The organism is Streptomyces sp. NPDC058198 (assembly GCF_042882605.1).
GTDB lineage: Bacteria > Actinomycetota > Actinomycetes > Streptomycetales > Streptomycetaceae > Streptomyces.
Genome location: NZ_JBHVVP010000012.1, coordinates 21,868 through 44,489, shown reverse-complemented (window position 1 = coordinate 44,489; position 22,622 = coordinate 21,868). Strand labels below are relative to the sequence as shown.

Sequence of the window (22,622 nt, the reverse complement as noted above, 5' to 3'; positions counted from 1 at the left end):
CTGACCCGCCTCCTTCCTGGGAGGCCTTGCGAAAGGTCTCCCAGGAACACCTCTCAGAAGTTTCGCCGGCCGGCGTCCTCGCTGGTCGGCGATTCCGTCTTTGGTGCGCCCAATGTTGGTCCCCGGTAATACGTTCGAGCCGCTGACAGAGCCTGCGCGGACCCGTCAAACTCACCGCACAACGCTTCACCGAGCTTCCCCCCACCTCGGACAGGAGTGAACAGGACAGATGTCAGCAGCGCGCACAGGGCGTTGGCTCGCCCTCACCGCCGTCGGCGCAGTGCTCGTGGCCCTGTCGGCCACGGGCCCCGCGAACGCGAAGGCCGCTCCCCCCACCCCCGACGCCTCCTACAAGGCGGCCCACGACACGCTCGGCCCGCAGCGGCTCACTCAGGATCAGCGAGAACTCGCCTCCGCCAAGCGGGCCCGCGCGGCGAGATCGTACGAGGACCTCACCACCCGAAGAGCGTCCGCCCCGGGGTCGTCCTCCTCCCAGGCCGGTTATGTACTCTCCGGCGGTATCCACCAGTCGCAGCAGACCTCCTACTGGTGCGGCCCCGCCGCGTTCGTGATCACCCAGTCCGCCCACGACGAGGTCGGCGGCCGTTCGCAGCAGGAGGCGGCGACGCTGCTCAAGACCGACAGCGGCGGCACGGCCTGGTACGGCATCAATATCAATGTGCCCGATCCGACCGGCTATCCGATGGCGGACGCGCTCAACCAGCGGCTCCCCGGGGCCGGTTACGCGCCCCAGGCACTGCCCTACGAGCCCACCGCGAGCGACAAGACCGCCTTCAAGCAGAGCATCGTTCACAACACGGACAACGACTGGGCCATCGCGGGCAACGCCTGGGAGGTCCCCGGCGGACCACATCTGGCGGGGCATCCGAACATCGAGATCTTCCACTGGGTGTCGATCGACGGCTACAACAGCGACACGGCGGCGGAGCAGGTGAACTATCTCGATCCGGTGGGCGGGGTCAGCACCAGCGTCATCCCCTGGGCGGCGGGGGTGCCCAAATCCGCCCGGATCTCGGCCGACACCCTGACCACGATCATGGGTGGCCGTGGGTACGTCTGGTAGCAGAGGCGTTCGCGTCCTGGGCGTAGCACTGCTGCTGGCGGGCCTCGCGGGATGCTCGTCGGCAGCGTCAGGACCGGCGCACGGACGGGCGTCCCGGGCGGGGTCAGGACCGGCGTCAGGACCGGCGTCCGGGGCGGCGGCGCCGTCCGCCGCGGCCTGTGAGGTCCCCCTCCCGGCGAGCTGGCGCTCCGCCCTGGCCGCGGGCGAGCTGAGCGCACCGGCCGGGCAGCGGGCCGTACTGACGGAAGTGGGGCCCGCGGCCGCCTGGACCGCCGTACAGCTGTCGGACGAACGGCGGCGCAGAGCGGCCCTCGTCCGCGGCGACGACCCGCCCCGCACCCTGCTGACCTTGGCCGACCCCGTCGAACACCAGCTGCTGAGCGCCGACTTCGACGGGCGGCGATGGGCGGCGTTCGCGGTGCTCGAAGGCCGTACGCTCGACAGCCCCTGGTCCCTGTACGTGTGGGACGCCGCCACGGGCACCAGCCGGCGGCTGGCCCGGTCCACCCTGCCGGGGCCGCTGCCGCAGCCCGTCGTGCGTGGCGGCTGGGTCTACTGGGCACAGGGAGCGGGCGGCGGCAGGGCCACGGTCCACGCGATACGTGCTGCCGCCGGCGGGACGCCTCTCTCCCTGCACAGCGGAGTCCTCGATACGCCGTTCGCCGCCGGTGATCTGCTGGTCTGGCGGGAGGCCGACACGACCGGGCGGGCCACCCGGCTCGCCGCGGTCTCGCTCGTCACCCGGCGGCCGGCCGAGCTCCCGTCGCAGATCGCGGCGGTGCGCGACATCCGCTCGGTGGTCTCCGACGGCTCGGCATGGGCGTGGATCGCCGGCGAGGAGCGGCAACGGCTGATGGTGTGGCGCACGGGGCAGCCGCGGCCCACGGAGCCGCTGGCGGCAGCTCGCTCCGGACCGGTGTCCGGGACCGCGAGCGCGTCCGAGACCGCGAGCGCGTCCGAGACCGCGAGCGCGACCGAGGGCATCGACCAGCCGCGGATCAGTGGTGCGCTGATCACCTGGCGTACCCCGGAGGCCGCCTACGCGCTCGACCTCCGGTCGTCCTCGTACACCCGGATCACCCCGCGCTACGGCTATGCGCAGGCGCGCGACGGAGCTCTGGCCGTCGCCTTCAGCGAGGGGGACGCGAAGGCGGCCGGCTCGCGCTCCGTGATCCAAGTGGTGCGCACGGACCGGCTGCCCGGGCTGCCGGCCTGCGGCTGACGTTTGCGCGGGCCTCGGATGTGTCATGGATGGGGACATGTCAGACACCACATCGCAGCTGTCCCCGGAGGTACGGGAGGCGCTCGCCGCGCGCCGTCCCGTGGTCGCCCTGGAGTCGACGATCATCGCGCACGGTCTGCCGCGCCCGCGCAATCTGGCGGTCGCGGAGGAGCTGGAGGCGCTCGTACGGTCCGGCGGGGCCGTCCCCGCCACCGTCGCCGTGCTGGACGGCCGGCCCCACGTGGGCCTGTCCAAGGACCAGTTGGAGCGGGTCGCCGAGGACGACTCCGTACGGAAGCTCGGTCATCGTGATCTGGCGCCCGCGCTCGCGGCCGGGGCGAGCGGGGCGACGACCGTGTCCGCCACGGCGTTCCTGGCGGCGCGGGCCGGCATCCGGGTCTTCGCGACGGGCGGCCTGGGCGGGGTCCATCGCGGCTGGACCGAGACGCAGGACGAGTCGGCCGATCTGCGGCTGCTGGCCAGGACCCGGATCACGGTCGTCTGCGCGGGAGTCAAGTCGATCCTGGACGTTCCGGCGACGCTGCAGCGGCTGGAGACACTGGGCGTCGGCATCCTCGGCTACGGGACGGACCGGTTCCCCGGCTTCTACCTGGCCTCCTCCGGCGAGCCGGTCGACTGGACCGTCCGTACGCCCGAGGAGGTGGCGGCGGTGATGGCCGCGCAGGACACGCTCGGCGGCCCGGAGGCGGCGCTCCTCGTCGCCCATCCGGTACCGGAGGCGGAACAGCTGGATCCGGCGCTGCACGACCGGGTGCTCGCGGAGGCGCTCGCCGAATGCCAGGAGCGGGGCATCGTCGGGCAGGCCGTGACTCCGTTCCTCCTGGACCAGCTGATGCGGCGGACGGGGGGCGCCTCGCTGGAGGCCAACCTCGCCGCGGTACGCGGCAATGTGCGGCTCGCCGCGCGGATCGCGGCGGCGCGGATCGCGGCAGCGTCGTGAGCAACGGGCCGGTGAGCGACGGGCCGGGCGGCGGCTCCGCGGCCGGCGGCTCCGCGAACCGCGGCGGCGCGCTGCTGGTGATCGGGGACGTGGTCACCGATGTGGTGGCGCGGTATCGCACCCCCCTCGCGCACGGTACGGACACGGCCGCCGAGATCCGTACGCTGCCGGGCGGCGCCGGGGCCAACGCCGCCTGCTGGGCGGCCCGCACCGGATGCGCGGATGTGCGGCTGCTGGCCCGGGTGGGGACGGATGCCCACGGCTGGCATGAGGAACGGTTGCGACAGGCCGGCGTACGCGCCCATCTCGTCGTCGACGACCGGGCGCCGACCGCCACGGTGATCTGCCTGGTCGACGCGTCCGCCGAGCGCACTCTCCTCACCGACAGCGGCGCGTCCCTGTGCCTGTCACCCGCCGACTGGTCGCCGTCGCTGCTGGACGGCGTCGCCCGGCTGCATCTCTCCGGCTATCTCTTCTTCTCCGACGCGAGCCGAAGGCTCGCCGTCACCGCGCTGCGGTCGGCGCGGGAGCGCGGTGTTCCGGTGAGCGTGGACCCCGCCTCGGCGGGATTCCTCAAGGAACTGGGAACGGACCGTTTCCTCGCAGCGGTCCAGGGGGTGGAAACGCTGCTGCCCAACGCCGACGAAGCCGGGCTCCTGACCGGGCTGACGGACACGGCGGACGCCGCGGCCGAGCTGAGCCGACGGGTGCCGGTGGCGGTGGTGACCCTCGGGGCGCGGGGCGCTCTGGTGGCGGAGGCGGGCGCCGTCAGGGCGCGCGTCCCGCCGGTCCCGGCGCGGGCCGTGGACTCGACGGGGGCGGGCGACGCCTTCACCGGCGCGTTCCTCGCGGCCCGGCTCGCCGGGGCGGATGCCGTGGCGGCCGCGGTGGAGGGCTGCCGGGCGGGGGCGCGGGCGGTGACGGTGACCGGCGGCCGCCCGGACGTGACGTAGCGCCTCGGCCCGGACCTTCCCGCCCGGCCCGGACCTTCCCGCTCAGCCGCGCCGGGCTCCGAGGCCGCCCCACGCGGGATGGCGCGGATCGTCGGCCCGTACGACCACATCGGCGGCCCCGGCCGGGTCCACCTCTGCCTCGTACCGCTCGAAGGCGGGGAGCGTCCAGCGTTCGTTCTCGTCGGTACGGCGCAGAAGCGCGCCCGGCGACAGCCGCAGATGCACCGTGAGGTCGAACGGGAACCAGTGCCCCAGCAACAGCGGCCCGTGCAGCACCAGCACACCGCCGGGCGGGAGTTCGCTGCGCGGGCTGCGGGTCGCCCGGTCGGTGGCCGGATCCCAGAGGTCGGGCAGGATCCGGCCGGAGCCGCCGGGCTCCAGCGGTCCGAACACCTCCCGCCACAGCGCACCGGTGTCGAACCAGCCGCCGTAGTAGGTCTCGGGGTCCTCGCGCCCGTACTCGTACCGCAGCGAGGCGGGCCGCAGAAAACCGCCGGTCCCGACGACGGCCACCGACCGGCCGCGTACCCGCAACGCCTCGGCGAGCGCGGCGGCCGGCTCCCCCGGCCGGGCGGCCGGCGCGCCGTCGACGGCGACCCGCAGCCAGGGGCTCCCGTCCGCCGCCCCTGTCTCCAGAACCCGTTCGGCCAGGGCCTCGGTCAGCCGCTCCCAGGTGATCGCTTCGAGTCGCACCCGTCCATCATCGTCCAGCGGACCGGAGCCCGCGGCGGCGCGGCCACCGGACGCCGCCGCTGATGCCGGTCCCCGGGGATCCCCCGGGACCGTCCCTTCACTCCCCGCGCAGCACCTTGGCGAGCGTCCCCTCGCCCGACACCTCGATACGTCCGTCCCGCACCGCGTCCCCGACCGTCAGCGCGCCCCCGGTCAGCGCGCGGCAGGTGTCGGCGTCGAGGACGAGGCGGGCGTCGGGGTGGTCGGCCGGCCCGTCGCCGTAGGCGGGCTCGCCGTCACCGAGCCGTATATGGAACGCGCCCTCGTCCAGCCGGACTTCCACCACGCCCACACCCACACCCGGACCGCCCGGAGTGGAGCCACCGTCAGATCCGCCGGAGCCGCCGGAGCCGTCCGGGCCGGACAGCCCCTCCAGCACCGGCAGCAGGGGTACGGCGAACCAGTGCGCCCGTACGGCATCGGTGGGCCGGCGCTCGTCGAGCGCCGGGGCGCCCCACTCCGCCAGCGCCGTCAGGACCGGCAGCAACCCCCGCCCCCGCTCGGTCAGTTCGTACACATACGCGGCGGCCGGCGGGGGCAGCCTGCGCCGCGTGGCCAGTTCGTCGCGCTCCATGTCCTTGAGCCGGGACGCGAGCACATCCGTGCTGACGCCGGGCAGATCGGCGTGCAGATCGGTGTAGCGGCGCGGACCCGCCAGCAGTTCCCGGACGATCAGCAGGGTCCAGCGGTCGCCCACGGCATCGAGGGCACGGGCGGCGGCGCAGTACTGGTCGTAGCTTCGGCGGCGTGGCATGTGACGCATCCTAGACATGTTGTTGGACTTTCCAAGCTCACACTTGGTAAAACCAAGTATCGCAACAAGGTCTGGGAGGCCACCGCATGGAATTCCGGCAGTCGAGCAAGCTCAGCGAGGTCTGCTACGAGATCCGCGGCCCGGTGATCGAGCAGGCCGACGCCCTGGAGGAGGCGGGCCACAGCGTCCTGCGCCTCAACACCGGCAACCCCGCGCTCTTCGGGTTCGAGGCGCCGGAGGAGATCCTCCAGGACATGATCCGGATGCTGCCGCAGGCGCACGGCTACACGGACTCGCGCGGCATCCTGTCCGCGCGCCGCGCCGTCGCCCAGCGCTACCAGACCCTGGGTCTGGCCGATGTCACCGTCGATGACGTCTTCCTCGGCAACGGCGTCTCCGAGCTGGTCTCGATGGCCGTACAGGCGCTGTTGGAGAACGGCGACGAAGTTTTGATCCCGGCCCCCGACTTCCCGCTCTGGACCGCCGTCACCACCCTGGCCGGCGGCCGCCCCGTGCACTATCTCTGCGACGAGTCCGCGGACTGGTACCCGGACCTGGACGACATGGCGTCGAAGATCACCGAGCGGACGAAGGCCGTCGTGATCATCAATCCCAACAACCCCACCGGCGCGGTCTATCCACGCGAGATCGTCGAAGGCATCCTCGATCTCGCCCGCCGCCATCAGCTGATGGTGTTCGCCGACGAGATCTACGATCAGATCGTGTACGACGACGCGGTCCACCACACCGCCGCGGCCCTCGCCCCCGACCTGGTCGTCCTGACCTTCAGCGGGCTCTCGAAGACGTACCGCGTCGCCGGTTTCCGCTCCGGCTGGCTCGTCGTCACCGGCCCCAAGCAGCATGCGCGCAGCTATCTCGAAGGCCTGACGATGCTCGCCTCGATGCGGCTCTGCCCCAACGCGCCCGCGCAGTACGCCATCCAGGCCGCGCTCGGCGGCCGGCAGACCATCCGGGAGCTCACCGCACCCGGGGGCAGGCTGTACGAGCAGCGCGACCGCGCCTGGGAGAAGCTCAACGAAATCCCGGGGGTGTCGTGCGTGAAGCCGAAGGGCGCGCTGTACGCCTTCCCCCGGCTCGACCCCAAGGTGCACAAGATCCATGACGACGAGCGGTTCGTGCTGGACCTGCTGCTGCGCGAGAAGATCCAGGTCGTCCAGGGGACGGGCTTCAACTGGCCGCGGCCGGACCACTTCCGCATCCTGACCCTCCCGTACGCCGACGATCTCGACGCGGCCATCAGCCGCATCGGCCGCTTCCTGAGCGGCTACCGCCAGTGACACCGGCGGCGTCCGTCCCGCCGGCCGCCTCAGCCGGACCAACCACATCAGCCGCCTCGGCCGGATCAGCCACATCAGGGAGTACGGTGACCTGCCCGACCTGCCATGTCCCCGTCCACACCCAGTTCGCCTCCCCCGATCTGATCGAGCAGATCGTGTACGGCGGCCTGGACCCGGCCACCGACCCGGCCTGGGCGACCTCGGGCGCGGCCACCTTGGCGGACTACGGCCGCTGGTGCGGCCAGCTGTGCGGTATGACCTGTCTGCGCATGGCCCTGGGCGCCGCCGGTGGCACGGCCCCCGGCGAGACGGTCCCCACCTTGTTCGCGCTGCGGGACGGGGCGCTGAAGTACGGCGCGTACACCGAGGACCCGGAGGACGGCACCATCCGCGGCCTGATCTACGCCCCGTTCGCGGAGTACGTACGCGCGACACACGGCCTGGACGCGACGGTCCACCGGCTGCTGACCCCCGATGAGCTGGTGGACCTCCTCGACCAGGGCCGCTCGGTCATGGCCTCGGTCCACTACGAGATCCGCAACCCGCGGCGTCCGGCCCCGGGCCGGGGCGGCCACTTGGTCCTTGCCACGGGCCGTACGGAGGACCGCGTCCACTTCCACAATCCGTCGGGGACGACGGAGGAGAGCCGCGCCGCCGATCTGCCCCTGGACGACTTCACCCGCTTCTTCGCGGGCCGCGGTGTCTCTTTCGCACCACGAACGCGACAGACGCCCTAACGACCTGGTGCACGATAGCCAGCGGGCTCCCGACGCCCTGCGACTCCGCCTCCGGCGTTGTCGTCAGTCGACGACGCTCCGCGTCGCCTCCCTCCTCCGCCTTGGATTCGAAGCCGCATGACGCCGCTCGCTGTGCCCCGGGAGCGCAGTGAGCACCGTGAACGCCGTGAACGCCGTGAACGCCGCAAAAAGGAGCGGACCCGGGGGCGTAGCCGGCCCCCGGGCCCTGTGATGCCACCCATCTCGCACGCCGGCACACTTGAGGACTCAGGTCAGTGTGAAGTCGCCGCGTCCTGCCTTTGGACCACCGCGCATCGAGCTGCGCAGGCCGGACTTGAACCGGCATTTCGACGTCCGGGGCCTGAGCCCGTTCGATCCGGCGATCGGTGGCGAATGCTGAGTCTGGAGCAATAGTCTGAGATTGATCGCGGTCTGCCTCTGCCCGTTGGGCTACCGCGGCCCGTCCACCCTTCCGGATGTGCCGCGGGGAGGACTCGAACCTCCACTGGAACCGCGCCGTCACGACAAGCTTCAGTTTCAGCTTGCGCTCCTCGCGCACCCCGGCCGACCAACAGGCGGCCGGGGAATCATTGAGGCTACCCGAACAGGTAGCCGAACACGGCGTCACCCACCCGCTGGTCGGTGACCTCGGCGCCGTTGGCCTCCTCGCGGGCGAACTTCACGGCCTGCTGAAGCTTCTCGACCCGGTCCAGCAGCTCGTTCACCCGCCGGGCCGGCAGCGCGCCGGAGAACTTCACCGTCGTCCAGTACCCGACGGGTATGTCCTCGTAGTACACCTCGACCTGCGCCGGATGCTTCTCCGTCGCCTCGGCCTTCACATGGTTGCGGGGGACCTTCTTCGTACGGAGCGTCCGTACCGCCTCGGTCTTCCACGCGTCCGTCGACGGGTCCTGGCTCCAGGACTCCGACGCGTCCAGCACCGGCAGTTTGCGCACGAAGGTGTTGATGTCCGTCAGCTGCTTCTCCAGGAAGAGCAGATACGCCACCGGTACGTCGCTCACCAGCACCCGCCCGTCGACCGTGACATCGGCGCGCGCCGCACAGTTCGCCCAGTCCTTGGTGGCGGTCACATCGAACAGCCTGGTCAGGGTCTTCGCGGTCTCGCGCAGTACGTCCTCGGCCTTGACCTGCACCCGGGTCGACTCGGGCGGCAGCTGCTCGCCCTCCTCGTCCTTCGTCTGGTACGTACGGGAGATACCGGCCAGCAACGCCGGCTTCTGGAGACCGTGATGAGCTGCCGTCAGGTCCTGGTGCGCCTTGGACTTGACGCCCTTCTCGACTGCGATGATCTGATTGAGTTTCGCCACGTCATGGACGTTAGCAAGATCGGACACCGGCGATCGAATGATTAACCGATAGCGGCGCACGAAAGTCGTAATCCGCCTCCGCGAGGGGCAGTTCTCTTCCATGACGGACCGACCACTGCTCCTCCTCGACGTTGACGGCCCCCTCAATCCCTACGGCGCCCGCCTGCACCGCCCGCGCGGCTACACGAGCACCTATCTGCACCCCTCGATCTGGCTCTCCCGGCAGTCCCCGGGCTCGCGCAGCCACCGCCGCGGTCTGCGTGTCCGGCTCAACCCCGGCCATGGCCCCAGGCTGCTGGCCCTGCCGTTCGAACTCGCCTGGGCCACCACCTGGATGCACGAGGCCAACGCCATGATCGCCCCGGTGGTCGGCCTCCCCACGGACCTCCCGGTGATCGAATGGCCGGAGCTCTTCGCGAAGGACCCCGACGGCCTCTACTGGAAGACCCGCCCCCTGCTGGAGTGGGCGGCGGGCCGCCCGTTCGCCTGGGTCGACGACATGATCACCGACCGGGACACGGCCCATGTGGCGGCGCACCACGACGCTCCGGCGCTGCTGCTGCGGATCCATCCGCGCCGGGGACTGCGGGAGGCGGACTTCGCCGCGTTGGTGCGCTGGGCGGACGGAATCGGGCCGCGCGCCTCCTGAATCCGGGCACGCGGCACCGGCGTCCACGGCCCGTTCGGTCGTCCCTCTTGATTGGCATGGACCTGTCCTTAATCCTCGGCTACGCTCCGCCCAGGCATCGCCTGAGAGCGCTCTCAGGCGCCTGCTGTTCCATCCCCACGATGCTGGAACAACAGAAGGGCCACTCCCTTGAGACGCACGACAGTGATCCGTACCGGTCTGTCCGCACTCCTCCTCCTCGGAACCTGGGCAACCGCCGGTATGGTCCCGGCGGCCGCGGCTTCCCCCTCCCCCGCCCCCGCACCGCAGGCCTCCAGCGGTCTGCTCTCCGCGATGCAGAAGGACCTGGGCCTGACGAAGAGCCAGGCCCAGGCGCGACTGACCGCGGAGAAGACAGCCACGGCTGTCGAAGGAAAGGCACAGCGCGCGGCGGGATCGTCGTACGGCGGCTCCTGGTTCGAGGCGGCCAGCGGCAAGCTGACGGTCGCGGTCACCAGCGACCGGAAGGCCGACGCCGTACGGGCGACGGGCGCGACCGTACGGCTCGTGAAGCACAGCGCGCGGCAGCTCGACGCGGCCAAGGCGCAGATCGACGCGCTCTCCGCACCGGCCGGCGTCAGCAGCTGGCACGTCGACCCCCGGGCCAACCAGGTCGTGGTGAACGTCGTCGCCGCGCAGAAGAACGACAACGATGTCCGCGGCTTCCTCACCCGCGCGCGGCAGGCCGGTCCCGTCACCGTCAAGACGACCGCCGCCGCACCCCAGACCTTCTCCGCCGGCACCGTCGGCGGTGACCCGTACTACACGGGCAACGTGCGCTGTTCCATCGGCTTCTCCGTGTACGGCGGCTTCGTCACGGCCGGCCACTGCGGCCAGGCGGGCGCCTCGGTCAGCGGCTGGGACGGCTCGTACATCGGCAACTTCCAGGGATCGTCCTTCCCGGGTGACGACTACGCGTGGGTGAACGTCGGCAGCGGCTGGTGGACCGTCCCGGTGGTCATCGGCTGGGGCGCCGTCCCCGACCAGCTGGTCCGCGGCTCGGCGGAGGCCCCCATAGGCGCCTCGATCTGCCGCTCCGGCTCCACGTCACACTGGCACTGCGGCAACGTGCTGGCGAAGAACGAGACCGTCAACTACAGCCAGGGCGCGGTCTACCAGATGACGAAGACCAGCGTCTGCGCCGAGCCGGGCGACTCGGGCGGCTCCTTCCTCAGCGGCGACCAGGCCCAGGGCGTCACCTCGGGCGGCTGGGGCAACTGCAGCAGCGGCGGCGAGACCTGGTACCAGCCGATCAACGAGATCCTGGGCCGCTACGGCCTGACCCTCCACACCGCCTGACCTCCCGCACCGCCTGACTTTCCCCGGCCCGGCCCGAAGCACCTGACGGAGCGTGGGCCACGGGCTTGAGCCCGCCGCGACAGGACATGGGGTCCGATACCCCGCTGCCCTGCCGCCGGCGGGCTTTCCCGTGGTGGAACGGGCCCGCCGTCCCGGAGCCGGCGCTCCCACGGGCCACCGGGATACCTCTCATCTGCCGAGGAGGGCGGTGAGGGCGCCGACCGGGTCGGTGTCGGGGGTGCCTCGGGGCCACCAGTCTTCTCGGTCGCGGTCCGATTCGTAGCCGTACCAGATGCCGTCGCGGCCGAAGCGGAGCTGGAGGGAGGGGGTGGAGAGGCGGTTGCGCCAGGGGCGGAAGTGACCGAAGTCGGCGGCGGCCAGGGCGGGGCGGGCGCGGTCGAAGGGGCCGGCGGGGGGATCCCAGGGGTCTTCCAGTACGGCGAGTCCGGCCAGGCCGCCCTGGCGCCAGGCGGCGACGGCGCGGGCCAGGTCGGTGGGGGTTCGGTCGAGGGCGGCGGCGAGGTCGCGGTAGAGGGCGCGGGTCGAGGCGGTCAGTCCGGAACCGGGGTGGGCGGCGGCCAGGCGGACCGCGTCCTGCCAGGGGGTGAGGGCGGCGACGGGGTCGAGGCCGGTGGTGAGGAACGTATGCGCGCGGGACGCCGCTTCGGTGGCGAGGAGGTCGAGCGCCAGCGGGTCGGGGGCGCCGGGTGTCTGCGGATAGACGGGCGGGCGGCCGGGCTGCGCGGGCGCGGGGAACGGGGGCGGAAGCGCCGGGAGCGTGCGCGGGGTGAGGGCGGCGCGGGCCGCGACCGTGGGCATGGGCGGTGCGGCCGTGGTCCGTTCGGCCGCCGAGCGGGTGGCGTTGCGCCGGGTCAGATCGGCCAGGACCTCGTGTTCGCCGCGGCCGCGCATCAGGAACAGGACGAAGGGGTCCTCGTCGAGCAGCCGGGCCGTCTGGTAGCAGAGGGCGGCGGCGTGCTTGCAGGGGTAACCGTCGTCCGGGCAGGAGCAGTCGGGGGTGAGGTCGCCCACGGTGGGGAGAAGATCGGCCGACGCCGCGAGGGTGTGCGGCATGTCCTTGTCGAGGAGGGCCGCGATGTGGTCGGGGCGGGCCGCCGCGGCGTCGAGGAGGTCCTCCCAGGAGGTGTCGCCGAGGGTGCGCAGGCGGATTTCCGTACGGTACGGGCGAGGTCTTGAGCCATGGACGTAGGCCATGACCCGGCCGGGAGTGACCGTGATCGCGTCGACATGGCCGCCGCCCGCGTAGGCCCGGCCGCGCTGGAGGCGGGCCGGGTCGAGGGCGGCGTCCTCCATGGATTCCACCCAGGCGTTGCCCCACCAGGTGGCGGCGAAATCTCCTTCGGTGCCCGGCCGGCGCGGCAGGGCGGGGAAGGTGCGGCGGCGGTCGTCGTGGCGCGGGGTGCGCGGGGCGGTCATGACAGCCTCCGCAGGGAGACCAGATCGGCCAGCTCCCGGTCGGTCAGCTCCGTCAGGGCCGCCTCTCCCGAGCCGAGGACCGCGTCGGCCAGCGCCCGCTTGGAGGCGAGCATCTCGGCGATCCGGTCCTCGACCGTGCCTTCCGCGATCAGGCGGTGGACCTGCACGGGCTGCGTCTGCCCGATGCGGTACGCGCGGTCCGTCGCCTGCTCCTCCACGGCCGGGTTCCACCAGCGGTCGAAGTGGACGACATGGCCGGCCCGGGTGAGGTTGAGGCCGGTGCCCGCGGCCTTGAGGGAGAGGATGAAGACCGGCGTCTCGCCGGACTGGAACCGGTCCACCATGCGCTCGCGCTCCAGGACGGGTGTGCCGCCGTGCAGGAGCTGGGACGGGATCGCGCGCGCCCTGAGGTGGGCGGCGAGCAGCCGGGCCATCGATACGTACTGGGTGAAGATCAGGACCGAGCCGTCCTCCGTGAGGATCGTGTCGAGCAGTTCGTCGAGGAGGGCGAGCTTGCCGGAGCGGCCGGTCAGCCGGGCCGGGTCCTCCTTCAGATACTGCGCGGGGTGGTTGCAGATCTGTTTGAGGGAGGTGAGCAGCTTCATGACCAGGCCGCGGCGCGCGATGCCCTCCGCACTCTCGATGGCCGCCATCGTCTCGCGGACGACCGCCTCGTAGAGGGAGGCCTGTTCCCGGGTGAGGGCGACGGGGTGGTCGCTCTCGGTCTTGGGCGGCAGTTCGGGCACGATGCCCGGGTCGGACTTCTTCCTGCGCAGCAGGAACGGCCGGACCAGCCGGGACAGCCGCTCCACCGCCTGCGCGTTGTCGGCGTCCTTGATGTCGGCGCTCTTCGCGTTCTCGACGTTCTCGACGATGCGGGCGTGGCGGGCCCGGAAGGCCTTGAGCGGGCCGAGCAGTCCGGGGGTGGTCCAGTCGAGCAGCGCCCACAGCTCGGAGAGGTTGTTCTCGACGGGGGTGCCGGTCAGCGCGACCCTGGCGGGCGCCGGAATCGTGCGGAGCGCTTTGGCGGTCGACGAGAAGGGGTTCTTGACGTGCTGGGCCTCGTCGGCGACGACCATCCCCCAGGGGTGCGCGGCCAGTATGTCGGCGCTGCCGCGCATCGTGCCGTACGTGGTGAGGACGAAGCCGTCCGCCACCTCGTCCAGCGTGCGCCCCGCGCCGTGGAAGCGGTGCACGGGCACGCCGGGGGCGAAACGGGTGATCTCGCGCTGCCAGTTGCCGAGGAGGGAGGCGGGGCAGACGACAAGGGTCGGGGCCGTACGGGCCCGGTGCAGATGGAGGGCGATGACCGTGATCGTCTTGCCGAGGCCCATGTCGTCCGCGAGGCAGCCGCCGAGACCGAGCGAGGTCATCAGGTCCAGCCAGGCGAGGCCCCGCAGCTGGTAGTCGCGCAGCGTGGCGGCCAGGGCGGCCGGCTGAGGCACCGCGGCGGGGCCGGCGATGAGACGGTCGCGCAGGATCGCGAGCGCGCCCGTCGGGACCGCCTCCACCGTCTCGCCGTCCACCTCGGCGGTGCCGGTGAGGGCGACGGCCAGGGCGTCGACGGGCTCCAGCAGGCCCAGCTCCCGTTTGCGCGCCTTGCGGACGAGCGCGGGGTCGACGACCACCCACTGGTCGCGCAGCCGGACGATCGGGCGGTGGGACTCGGCGAGCGCGTCCATCTCCTTCTCGCTGAGAGGATCACCGTCGAGCGCCAACTGCCAGTTGAACTTGAGCAGTTCCTCGGAGTCGAAGAAGGGCGTGCCGTCCGTGGCCGAGCCGGGCGCGGGGCGGACGACCGCGGCGGCGGACAGCGTACGGGCCAGCTCCCGGGGCCAGTGGACGGCGACGCCCGCCGCGGCGAGGCGGGCCGCCCCCGGGCCGAGCAGTTCGTACAGCTCGTCCTCGGAAAGCGGCAGCGCGTCGGGGACGTCGCGCTCCAGCAGTCTCGCGAGCGGGGTCCAGACGCGGGCCGCGCGGCGCAGGGCGAGCATCGCGTCGATACGGGCGCGCGGACCGAAGCTCTCGTCCCCGTCGCCCGCCCAGAGCCGGGCCGCGTCGATCACCAGGGTCGGGTCGGCCAGGCTGTGGATCTGGACGAGCGCGGCCCCGGCTCGCCGTACGACGTCGGCGTCATCGCCACGGGAGCCGAAGCCGAAGTCGGACTCGGACTCGGAGCGGGGGGCAGGGCGGGGGGCGGTACGGGTGGGGGTGCCGGCGCCGGCGTCCGTGCCGGTCGGCGCCTGGTCGAAGAGCTCGTACGCCGACAGGTCGAGGCGCAGCGAGACCCGCACCCCGGCGTCCATTCCGGCCGCCGCCTCCGCCGCCCAGGTGCGGGCGCCCGGCAGGTACTGCGCCGCTCGGGCGGCGAACGGGGCCCCCGCCGCGAACGCCGCGGCGGGGGTACGCGGCAGGGAGTCCGCCACGGCGTCGAGGAACGCCCGCACCAGGGCTTCGGGGTCGGGCAGTTGGAGCGGGCGCAGATCCGGGAGCGGCACGGCGTGGGCCTCGGGAGGCATGGCCGCCGCGATGGCTCTCAACTGCGCGATGTCGTCGGCGTCGAGCGGCCCCGCCCGCCACGCGTCGTGGTCGGACGCGGTGAGTCCGGGGAGCAGTCGGCCGCGCGCGGCCAGCTGGAGGGCGTGCAGCGCGGCGGCGCCCCAGCAGGCGGCGGCGGGATGCGCCGCCTTGTCGCGCCGGGCGCGGACCAGCAGCGGCACGGCCTCGGCGACGGGCAGCAGCACGGCGGGGACGGTGTGCGCACGGACGCCGGTGCCATGGCGGCGTACAACCGTCAGCTCCCCGCGGCCGAGCCCGCCCACACCCAGCCCGGCCGCATCCGGCCCGGCCACGCCCGGTTCCTCCGCGTGACCGGCGGGGTCGGTCTCCCCCCGCTCACCCGCCGTGGACTCCCCCGCCGCCCCGGCGAACAGCTCACCCTCCGGATCCCAGAAAGCGACCCGCCCCTCGCGAGGCAGCCCGGCGGGCAGGAAGACCGCTGCGCAGCGCGCGAGGCCGGCAGTCGCCGGAGCGGGGGCGAGCCGGCCGGTGGCGGCTCGCGCAGGCAGCTGTGCGGGGGTATGCGCGAATTGCGCCATGCTCGCCGACTCCCTCCCACCGCAAGATCCGATTACCTCTGCGAGTCTAGGCGGGGGGTGTGACAGTCGATCCCGGAGCGAAGTTTCCGCAGGTCAGCGCAGTCCTTCCCAGAGCTCGCGCTCCTGCGCCCCGAGGTCTTGAACAGCTGCGGAAGCCGCTCCGCCGCCGCCGAACACCATCGCCGTCCGCGTGTCCCGGTCGTAAGGCTCCCAGCCCGGATCCCCCGTCGAGGCGAACGCCACCCAGGCGCGGTGCATCGCGTCCGCGACGTCCTGCGGCGGGTGCTCGCCGAGCATCGGGGTGTACGACGGGTCATGCAGGCGGTCGAAAACGAAGCCCAGTTCTATGGCATGACAGGCGCCCAGCCGGCCGTCGAAGCGTGGCGAGCGCCAAGCGAACTCGTACAGATACGAGCCCGGGACGGACTCCGCGAGACGGATCGCCGGAATCCGGTAGAACCAGTCCGTCGCCATGGCGTCGAACAGCTCACCGGCCGTCGCTCCGGGCCTGGCCTCGCCGTAGACGGAGAGTGCCTTGTCGGGATCGAGGCCGTACGCCGAGGCGGTCGCGCGCAGCTTGGCCTCCGACAGCGCGTCCAGCCTCTCGGTGGGCACCAGAAAGAGGCGGTACTCCTCGCGGTTGCTGCCGACGAGCAGTTCGACGCCGCAGTCGGGTGCGGGCAGGGTCCGCTCGGTGAGCACCGGCTCGAACGGCATCATGTTGAGGGCCGCCTCACCCCACAGCGTGGGGTCCGGGCGGGCTCCGACCTCCGCCCGCAGCTCCGTCTGCGCGGGAAGGAGCCTGGAGTCGGGGACGGCGGCGAAAGCCTCGGCCGTGGGGGCGATCGACAGCTTCTCCGCCAGCCTGGCCGTGATCAGACGCGCGGAGTCCGGACGCAGGAAATGATGGGCTGCGCCGCTCTGCAGGATCGCCCGCCGGAACAGACCGCGTGACCGTTCCATTCCCAGCAGGACGCCGATGCTCATCGCACCGGCCGACTCGCCGAAGACGGTGACCTGTTCCGGGTCGCCTCCAAAGGAGGCGATGTTGTCCCGCACCCACTCCAGTGCCGCGATCTGGTCGAGCAGGCCCCGGTTGTCCGGTACGCCGTCCAGGTGGAGGAAACCGTCCACTCCGAGCCGGTAGTTGAGCGTCACGCACACCACGCCGTCCCGCGCGAACGTACTGCCGTCGTACCCGGAGGCCGAACCCGAGCCGTTCGTGAACGCCCCTCCGTGCACCCACACCATCACCGGAAGACGGGCCTCCGGGCCGGGCGAGGGGGTCCAGACGTTCAGATTGAGGCAGCTCTCCCCCGCCCGCGCGGGGATGGAGTCCTCCCGGATGAGCGCGTCCAGGGGCGGCGCGTAGGGGGCCTTGGGCGCCGTGGGGCCGTACGCGACCGCCGGCCGTACGCCCTCCCACGGCTCGGGCGAGACCGGCAGGCCGAAGCGTGGCGCGGTCGCGTACGGGATGCCCAGGAACGACGCCACCACGGGCGCCGCCTCGGACGGTGTACCGGACAGGGCCGGGGAAAGACGTCCTCCGACCCGGCCCTGCCGGGTCGTGCACACCGGTTCCATACGCGTCATGCTCCTTCGGCCAGCGTCTCCAGCAGCGCCGCGGCGAACTCCTCCCGCCGCTCGATGTGCACCGCGTGCCCGGCGTCGGGCACCGACACCTCTCGTACCCTGCCGCCGGCCTTCGCGTACAGATCCAGGACATGGCGGGTCTGGGCGATCATCGGCTGGGCCGGTGTGCCGTCCCACCCCGGTACGGCACCGATCGCGCCGAGGTGCGCCAGGTCGAACAGAGACGTGTCCGAGACAATCACATCGTCCTCGCCGCGTACCCAGAGAACCGGCGGCCTGGGCGTGACGGTGTGCAGGTCGTCGATACGGAAGTGAGTCGGGGCCAGGCAGTTGAGCACGCCGCGCGTGCCGGGCGCGATACCGGGCCAGGCCTCGGACGGGGTGCTGTCGCCGGGGTAGTGATCGTCGCCGGTACGGGTGGTGAGCATCGACTCGACGTACTCGTCCTCCCGGTCCGGGCGCAGCGGCGGCTTCACGTAGCAGGTGGCCAGCACCTGGCGGGGCGAGAGCGGGGACTCCTCGCTCCGGTCGCCCCGCGCCAGCCGCTGTACGAAGTCCGGGTTGGCGGCGCCACCGCCCGAGCCCGCGCCGTCGGGCGAGACCAGCGTGCCGTCGTGGTCGCGGGTGCCGCCGAAGCCGTACGGGGAGACCGGGTTGACCAGGGTGAGCGAGCAGACGGCGGACGGGCGGTCACGGAGGAACTGCAGGGCGATGCCGCCACCCAGGGACCAGCCCACCAGATGTGGGCGCTCCACACCCAGGGCGTCGAACAGCGCCGCCAGATCGTCGGAGTAGTCGCGCACGCCCCGGGTCGCGTCGACGGGCAGCGGGTCGGTGGAGCCGAAGCCGCGCAGATCGGGGGCGATGGGGCGGTACCGCTCCGGCAGATCGCGCATGGTGTCGTGCCAGAACACCGACGAGGACACATTGCCGTGGATGAGAACGACAGGCTCGGCGTGTTCACGGTCCACGCACTCGGCGACCTGGACGGTCAGCCGCTGGGTGGGGATACGCCGTGTGGTCAGCGAGGGGGTCGAGAGGGACATGGCTCACGGTAGACAGCACATCCCCCGGCCGCTTATATGTGCGCGCCATATAGGTAAGACCGGGGGTGTGGTTCGTCAGGAATGAGTGTCGGCGGCTTCGATGGGTTCAGGCATGGGGCTGGGTCGGCACCGGCGTCTGGGGCGACACGGCCTGCGGTGGGGCGGGATCGGGCGCGGCACGATCAGGTGCGGCGGGATCCGTCGGCAACCGGTCGGTCCGCGCCGCGGCCGCCGGGGCCGCTGCCGCCGGTGACACCGGCTCCCGTTCACGAGCGGCCTGACCGTCCGGTGCCGTGGGCACGGTCGGCGCTGCCTCCACGGCTCCGGACACGGCCTGCACGGCCTGGACCGCTTCGGCCGGGGTGGCGCGCTCCAGGAAGCGGAGGAGCTCGACCGGGAACGGCAGGACCAGGGTGGAGTTCTTCTCCGCCGCCACGGCCACGACGGTCTGCAGCAGCCGCAGCTGGAGCGCGGCCGGCTGCCCGGACATCTGCTTGGCCGCTTCCGAGAGCTTCTTCGATGCCTGGAGCTCCGCGTCCGCGTTGATGACCCGCGCGCGCCGCTCCCTGTCCGCTTCCGCCTGCCGTGCCATCGACCGCTTCATCGTCTCCGGCAGCGACACGTCCTTGATCTCCACCCGGTCGATCTGCACTCCCCAGCCGATCGCCGGACTGTCGATCATCAGCTCCAGGCCCTGATTCAGCTTCTCCCGGTTCGACAGCAGATCATCCAGGTCGCTCTTGCCGATGATCGACCGCAGCGATGTCTGCGCCATCTGCGCCACCGCGAACCGGTAGTCCTCGACCCGCACCAGCGCGTCGGCCGGATCGACGACCTTGAAGTAGATCACCGCGTCCACCCGCACGGTGACGTTGTCCCGCGTAATGCCGTCCTGTGCGGGCACCGGCATCGTCACGATCTGCATATTGACCTTACGCAGATGATCGACAAACGGGACGATCACCGTGAAACCGGGCCCTCGAATACCTTCGCGCAGTCGGCCGAGGCGGAACACCACGCCTCGCTCGTACTGCTTCACGACCCTCGCAGCCGACATCGCGTAGAGCGCACAGGCGCATACCGCCGCTATGACCGCTACGACCAGTCCTTCAACCATGATGGCCCTCTTCCGCCGGACCTGTGTGTTAATACCACGGTATGCCTTATATGACCTGTCGGTCGAGGCACTGAAGCAGGAAATTACCGGCGCGTAGCCCGGCCGGCCGCACCTGTGGTGCCGCCTCCTCGGGGATCCGGCAGTGTGACCAGCACCAGGCTTCCCGGAACCCGCACAGACCAGGAATCCCCGCAGACCCGGAACCCGCAGAGACGAGGACCGCGCATGACCGTGACCGATCACCGGCGCCTCTCCATCGCCGCCGGGGCAGCGCTCCTGACCTTCGCCGTCGCGGGCTGCTCCGGCCTCGGCCGGACCGCGGTGGGCACCGTCGTCTACGAGACCGAGCAGAAGCGCAGCGTCCAGGTGACCAACCCCCTGGTCACGGGCTGCCATCGGCTTGCTCCCCCCGGGGCCGTCGAGCTCACGAACCGCACCTTGGTCGACTTCGTGATGTACGCGACGCCCGACTGCACCGGCGACGAGAGCGGGTATATCGCCACCACACTGTCCGATGGGATCAGCCCTGGCATGGGGCCGTGGCACAGCTACGCGATCGTGCACTGACCGATAGGGGGGCGCGGAAGCTACACCCGCCCGCGGACGAGGGCGACCAGCTCCGCGGTGTGATTCCGCCGGACCCAGGCGATGGCGGCCAGCGGCACGATCAGCACCACGGGCGTCAGCGCGTTCTGCCCGTCGAAGGCGGTCAGCTGGGTGACGAACGCGCCGATCATCAGGCCGATCAGTGCCAGCGCGGACAGCCCGGACAGGACGGGAATCAGCAACGCGATGGCACCGGCCAGCTCCAGCGCCCCGACGGCGTACATGAACCAGTGGCCGAAACCGATCGTGTCGAAGGACTCCGTGGCGGACGAGTGGGCGACGAGCTTCGGCGCGGCACTCGCGACCCCGAAGAACAGCGCCAGCACGATCTGGAGCACGCGGACCGTGAGGTGCGCCCGGCGCGAGGGGGTGTACGGCACGAGGGCTGTAGCGGTGGCGGAGGTCGATGCGTCGGACATGGCGGGGTCTCCTCGGTTGAGCGTTCGATGGCGCTTTCACCGAGATAGACGGGACACCCGCCCGGAACTCATCGCCGGCCGGCCCGCGATTTCGATACGGCGAGCGATGAGTTCCGGGTGGCTCGATCCCCGCTACCCAATCCGGATCAAAGGGGACACCTATGGGTAGAAAGCCGATGGGAGGTATGTGAATCATGCGCACCGGAAGCGAGCCTGTTACCGCGCGGAGTCCGCTGCGCATGCGGTTGTGGCTGAGCGTGTGGGGCCTGATCTGGACCGCCGCCGGCACGACAGCGTTCGCGATCAACGGGCGGATGGGGTGGGCGCTCGCCTGTGGGGTGCTCCTGCTGATCGTCATGACAGATCTGGTCATGATCCTGCGCCATATCCATCAGGGACCGCACTACCAGCCGGGCCGGGACGTCCCGCCGTACGAGCCGGACCACGGTGCGGATCAGAGCTTCGACCGGCACCGGACACCGAACCGGGGCCAGGGCCCGGATCGCGGCTCGCACGGCCGATGACGAGTCCGGCCGACCCGGCGGCGTCGGCCGCACCGGGCCCGTAGGCACGCCGCCAGTCGCCGTCAGTAGCCGTCAGTCGTCCTCGGCTCGCGTGTCGGACTCGAACCGCGCGGCCTTCAGATACTCCGGCTTGGGGTCCAGGGCCGCCGCCAGACGGAAATGCCGCTTCGCCTGCTCGGGCCGGCCGGATCGCTCGAAGGTACGCGCCAGGGCGAAATGCGCGAAGGCGTTGTCCGGCTCACGCTCCAGGACCAGTTCGAATTCCAGCTCGGCGGGGCGCAGTTGGGCCGCCGCGAAGAACGCGCGGGCGCGCAGCAGCCGGGCCGCGGTGTTCTCCGGGTGGGACGCAATCACCGAGTCGAGGAGCTTCACGGCTCCGCGCGGATCCCGCGCGGCCAGCAACTGCTCCGCCGCGCGATAGTCGATGACGTGGGTCTCCGGGCTCTCGGGCACGCTCGCATCCTTCCCTGACTGCGCGTTTTCAACGCCGCGCGCGGCGATGCTATTCCGCGTGGCCTCCGCCCACGAGCGGAAGGCAAGCGGAAGGCAAGCGGAAGAGGGTCAGAACGCGGTGAACGCGAAGGCCGCCCCGGCGAGGATCACTGCCAGCCCCAGCAGCACGAAGCCCAGATCGACACGGGTGCGCGGATAGCCGGGGAGCACCACCTCCCGCGGATCTTCGGGGTCGTACGAGAGCAGCACGGAAGTGCCCGCTTCGAGCAGGACCGGTGAGATGACCTCAAGGACATGGCCGTCGGCCGTCTCGTACTGGAGCGACTGGCGTTCGGAGCCGGGCGGTCCGCGCTTCACGAGCGCCATGGCGGACTCTCCGGCCGAGAGGATACGGCGGGTCCTGCGGATACCCACGGCACCCGCGAGGAGCGCGATCAGCCCTCCGAGTGCTGCGAAGGCCGCGAAAACAATCATTTTCCCGAGCGTAGCCCGAGAGCGGTGCGCGGAGACCGACCCGGCCCACGGATTGACGCAGCTCTGACGCGGACCTGACGACGACCTGCCGCAGCGCTGACGCGGACCTGCCGACGACCTGCCGCGGGCCCCTGCCGCGGGCCCCTCGGCGGCCCCGGAGGTCAGCGCCCGGCCGCCGCGCGCTCGCTCAGCTCCTGCCAGACCGCGCGCACCTGCGGTTCGAGCCGCTCCAGCGGTCCGTCGTTGTCGATGACCACATCGGCGGCGGCGCGACGCTCCTCCCTAGTGGCCTGCGCGGCCATCCGCTCGCGCGCCTCCGGCTCCGCCATCCCCCGCTGTCGCACGAGCCGGTCCACCTGGGTCTCGGGCGAGGCGTCCACGACGACCACCAGGTCGTACAGGTCGGTCATGCCGTTCTCGACGAGCAGGGGCACATCGTGCACCACGATCGAGTCGGGTCCTGCCGCCGCTTCCAACTCGGCCGAGCGGGCGCGCACCAGCGGATGCACGATCGCGTTCAGAGCCCGCAGCCGCTCCCCGTCACCGAAGACGATGCCGCCGAGCTTCGGGCGGTCCAGCGCGCCGTCCGAGGTCAGCACCTCCGCACCGAACTCGGCGACCACGGCCGCCAGTCCCGGCGTGTCCGGCTCGACCACCTCGCGTGCGATCCGGTCGGAGTCGATCAGTACCGCGCCGTACGTGGTCAGCAGACGGGAGACCTCGCTCTTCCCCGCGCCGATTCCGCCCGTAAGTCCCAACCTCAGCATGCGCTCAGCCTAAGGGCTGTCCGCTCCACACAAAGAGCCGCACGGTTCCGGTC

22 protein-coding genes are annotated in these 22,622 nt (G+C 71.8%); 10 read left to right on the top strand and 12 right to left on the bottom strand.

The annotated features are described in order from the left end of the window. Positions 1 to 229: 229 nt before the first annotated feature. Genes ACFVWW_RS28660 through ACFVWW_RS28645 form a run of 4 tightly spaced genes read left to right on the top strand, consistent with a single transcriptional unit; the run spans position 230 to position 4,220 of the window. Complete coding sequence (locus tag ACFVWW_RS28660) at positions 230 to 1,084, top strand: hypothetical protein (RefSeq protein ID WP_386877782.1); 855 nt, start codon at positions 230 to 232, stop codon at positions 1,082 to 1,084. Beyond that, positions 1,068 to 2,306: a hypothetical protein gene (locus tag ACFVWW_RS28655; RefSeq protein WP_386877783.1), complete on the top strand. Its 1,239-nt coding sequence runs from the start codon at positions 1,068 to 1,070 to the stop codon at positions 2,304 to 2,306. Before ACFVWW_RS28660 ends, ACFVWW_RS28655 begins: the two co-directional genes overlap by 17 nt. A 37-nt stretch (positions 2,307 to 2,343) precedes the next feature. Continuing rightward, positions 2,344 to 3,267 (top strand): pseudouridine-5'-phosphate glycosidase, encoded by a 924-nt coding sequence (locus ACFVWW_RS28650; protein WP_384331317.1) that lies wholly within the window; start codon positions 2,344 to 2,346, stop codon positions 3,265 to 3,267. An 11-nt stretch (positions 3,268 to 3,278) separates the two neighbouring features. Next, a complete protein-coding gene (locus tag ACFVWW_RS28645; RefSeq protein ID WP_386877784.1) occupies positions 3,279 to 4,220 on the top strand; it encodes a carbohydrate kinase family protein in 942 nt (313 codons plus the stop codon). 42 nt (positions 4,221 to 4,262) lie between these two features. Here ACFVWW_RS28645 and ACFVWW_RS28640 read toward each other — a convergent pair whose 3' ends face one another. After that, complete coding sequence (locus tag ACFVWW_RS28640) at positions 4,263 to 4,913, bottom strand: uridine kinase (RefSeq protein WP_386877785.1); 651 nt, start codon at positions 4,911 to 4,913, stop codon at positions 4,263 to 4,265. Between the two features lie 97 nt (positions 4,914 to 5,010). Then, positions 5,011 to 5,724, bottom strand: coding sequence for a winged helix-turn-helix transcriptional regulator (locus tag ACFVWW_RS28635; protein WP_386877786.1), 714 nt, complete (start codon positions 5,722 to 5,724; stop codon positions 5,011 to 5,013). A gap of 68 nt (positions 5,725 to 5,792) precedes the next feature. Here ACFVWW_RS28635 and ACFVWW_RS28630 point away from each other — a divergent pair, with 68 nt between their 5' ends. Next, positions 5,793 to 7,004 carry a pyridoxal phosphate-dependent aminotransferase gene (locus ACFVWW_RS28630; protein WP_384183596.1) on the top strand — a complete coding sequence of 404 codons (1,212 nt, stop codon included), beginning with the start codon at positions 5,793 to 5,795 and terminating at the stop codon, positions 7,002 to 7,004. Positions 7,005 to 7,090: 86 nt separating this feature from the next. Next, positions 7,091 to 7,741 (top strand): C39 family peptidase, encoded by a 651-nt coding sequence (locus tag ACFVWW_RS28625; protein ID WP_386877787.1) that lies wholly within the window; start codon positions 7,091 to 7,093, stop codon positions 7,739 to 7,741. Between the two features lie 596 nt (positions 7,742 to 8,337). Here the strand turns inward: ACFVWW_RS28625 and ACFVWW_RS28620 are convergent. Continuing rightward, entirely contained in the window at positions 8,338 to 9,069 is a 732-nt protein-coding gene (locus tag ACFVWW_RS28620) for a hypothetical protein (protein WP_384331537.1), read from the bottom strand. A 100-nt stretch (positions 9,070 to 9,169) separates the two neighbouring features. On the opposite strand from ACFVWW_RS28620, the gene ACFVWW_RS28615 reads away from it, so the two are divergent. Then, positions 9,170 to 9,718 carry a hypothetical protein gene (locus ACFVWW_RS28615; protein ID WP_384183603.1) on the top strand — a complete coding sequence of 183 codons (549 nt, stop codon included), beginning with the start codon at positions 9,170 to 9,172 and terminating at the stop codon, positions 9,716 to 9,718. A gap of 240 nt (positions 9,719 to 9,958) precedes the next feature. Next, positions 9,959 to 11,035 (top strand): S1 family peptidase, encoded by a 1,077-nt coding sequence (locus tag ACFVWW_RS28610; RefSeq protein ID WP_386877920.1) that lies wholly within the window; start codon positions 9,959 to 9,961, stop codon positions 11,033 to 11,035. A gap of 189 nt (positions 11,036 to 11,224) precedes the next feature. Here ACFVWW_RS28610 and ACFVWW_RS28605 read toward each other — a convergent pair whose 3' ends face one another. The 5 genes from ACFVWW_RS28605 to ACFVWW_RS28585 all read right to left on the bottom strand — a co-directional run bounded on the left by ACFVWW_RS28605 (position 11,225) and on the right by ACFVWW_RS28585 (position 19,326). After that, complete coding sequence (locus ACFVWW_RS28605; RefSeq protein ID WP_386877788.1) at positions 11,225 to 12,472, bottom strand: SWIM zinc finger family protein; 1,248 nt, start codon at positions 12,470 to 12,472, stop codon at positions 11,225 to 11,227. Then, positions 12,469 to 15,570, bottom strand: a complete 3,102-nt coding sequence (locus ACFVWW_RS28600; protein ID WP_386877789.1) for a DEAD/DEAH box helicase — start codon at positions 15,568 to 15,570, stop codon at positions 12,469 to 12,471. Before ACFVWW_RS28600 ends, ACFVWW_RS28605 begins: the two co-directional genes overlap by 4 nt. 93 nt (positions 15,571 to 15,663) lie before the next feature. After that, entirely contained in the window at positions 15,664 to 17,163 is a 1,500-nt protein-coding gene (locus ACFVWW_RS28595) for a carboxylesterase/lipase family protein (RefSeq protein WP_386877790.1), read from the bottom strand. Further along, a complete protein-coding gene (locus tag ACFVWW_RS28590; RefSeq protein WP_386877791.1) occupies positions 17,160 to 18,209 on the bottom strand; it encodes an alpha/beta fold hydrolase in 1,050 nt (349 codons plus the stop codon). Before ACFVWW_RS28590 ends, ACFVWW_RS28595 begins: the two co-directional genes overlap by 4 nt. A gap of 106 nt (positions 18,210 to 18,315) precedes the next feature. After that, positions 18,316 to 19,326 carry a slipin family protein gene (locus tag ACFVWW_RS28585; protein WP_386877792.1) on the bottom strand — a complete coding sequence of 337 codons (1,011 nt, stop codon included), beginning with the start codon at positions 19,324 to 19,326 and terminating at the stop codon, positions 18,316 to 18,318. Positions 19,327 to 19,551: 225 nt separating this feature from the next. Here ACFVWW_RS28585 and ACFVWW_RS28580 point away from each other — a divergent pair, with 225 nt between their 5' ends. Next, on the top strand, positions 19,552 to 19,893 hold the full coding sequence (locus ACFVWW_RS28580) for a hypothetical protein (RefSeq protein WP_384183619.1): 342 nt from the start codon (positions 19,552 to 19,554) through the stop codon (positions 19,891 to 19,893). A gap of 20 nt (positions 19,894 to 19,913) precedes the next feature. Here ACFVWW_RS28580 and ACFVWW_RS28575 read toward each other — a convergent pair whose 3' ends face one another. Continuing rightward, complete coding sequence (locus ACFVWW_RS28575) at positions 19,914 to 20,351, bottom strand: DoxX family protein (protein WP_386877793.1); 438 nt, start codon at positions 20,349 to 20,351, stop codon at positions 19,914 to 19,916. A gap of 194 nt (positions 20,352 to 20,545) precedes the next feature. Here ACFVWW_RS28575 and ACFVWW_RS28570 point away from each other — a divergent pair, with 194 nt between their 5' ends. Further along, positions 20,546 to 20,875 carry a DUF6343 family protein gene (locus ACFVWW_RS28570; RefSeq protein WP_384183623.1) on the top strand — a complete coding sequence of 110 codons (330 nt, stop codon included), beginning with the start codon at positions 20,546 to 20,548 and terminating at the stop codon, positions 20,873 to 20,875. 72 nt (positions 20,876 to 20,947) lie between these two features. Here the strand turns inward: ACFVWW_RS28570 and ACFVWW_RS28565 are convergent, their stop codons facing one another. The 3 genes from ACFVWW_RS28565 to coaE form a co-directional block, all read right to left on the bottom strand. Beyond that, positions 20,948 to 21,328 (bottom strand): tetratricopeptide repeat protein, encoded by a 381-nt coding sequence (locus ACFVWW_RS28565; RefSeq protein WP_384183626.1) that lies wholly within the window; start codon positions 21,326 to 21,328, stop codon positions 20,948 to 20,950. A 108-nt stretch (positions 21,329 to 21,436) separates the two neighbouring features. Continuing rightward, the gene (locus ACFVWW_RS28560) at positions 21,437 to 21,802 is read right to left on the bottom strand and encodes a hypothetical protein (RefSeq protein ID WP_384331358.1); all 366 of its coding nucleotides are present in this window, start codon (positions 21,800 to 21,802) and stop codon (positions 21,437 to 21,439) included. A gap of 161 nt (positions 21,803 to 21,963) precedes the next feature. Then, a complete protein-coding gene (gene coaE / locus ACFVWW_RS28555; protein ID WP_384183630.1) occupies positions 21,964 to 22,569 on the bottom strand; it encodes a dephospho-CoA kinase in 606 nt (201 codons plus the stop codon). Positions 22,570 to 22,622: the final 53 nt, after the last annotated feature.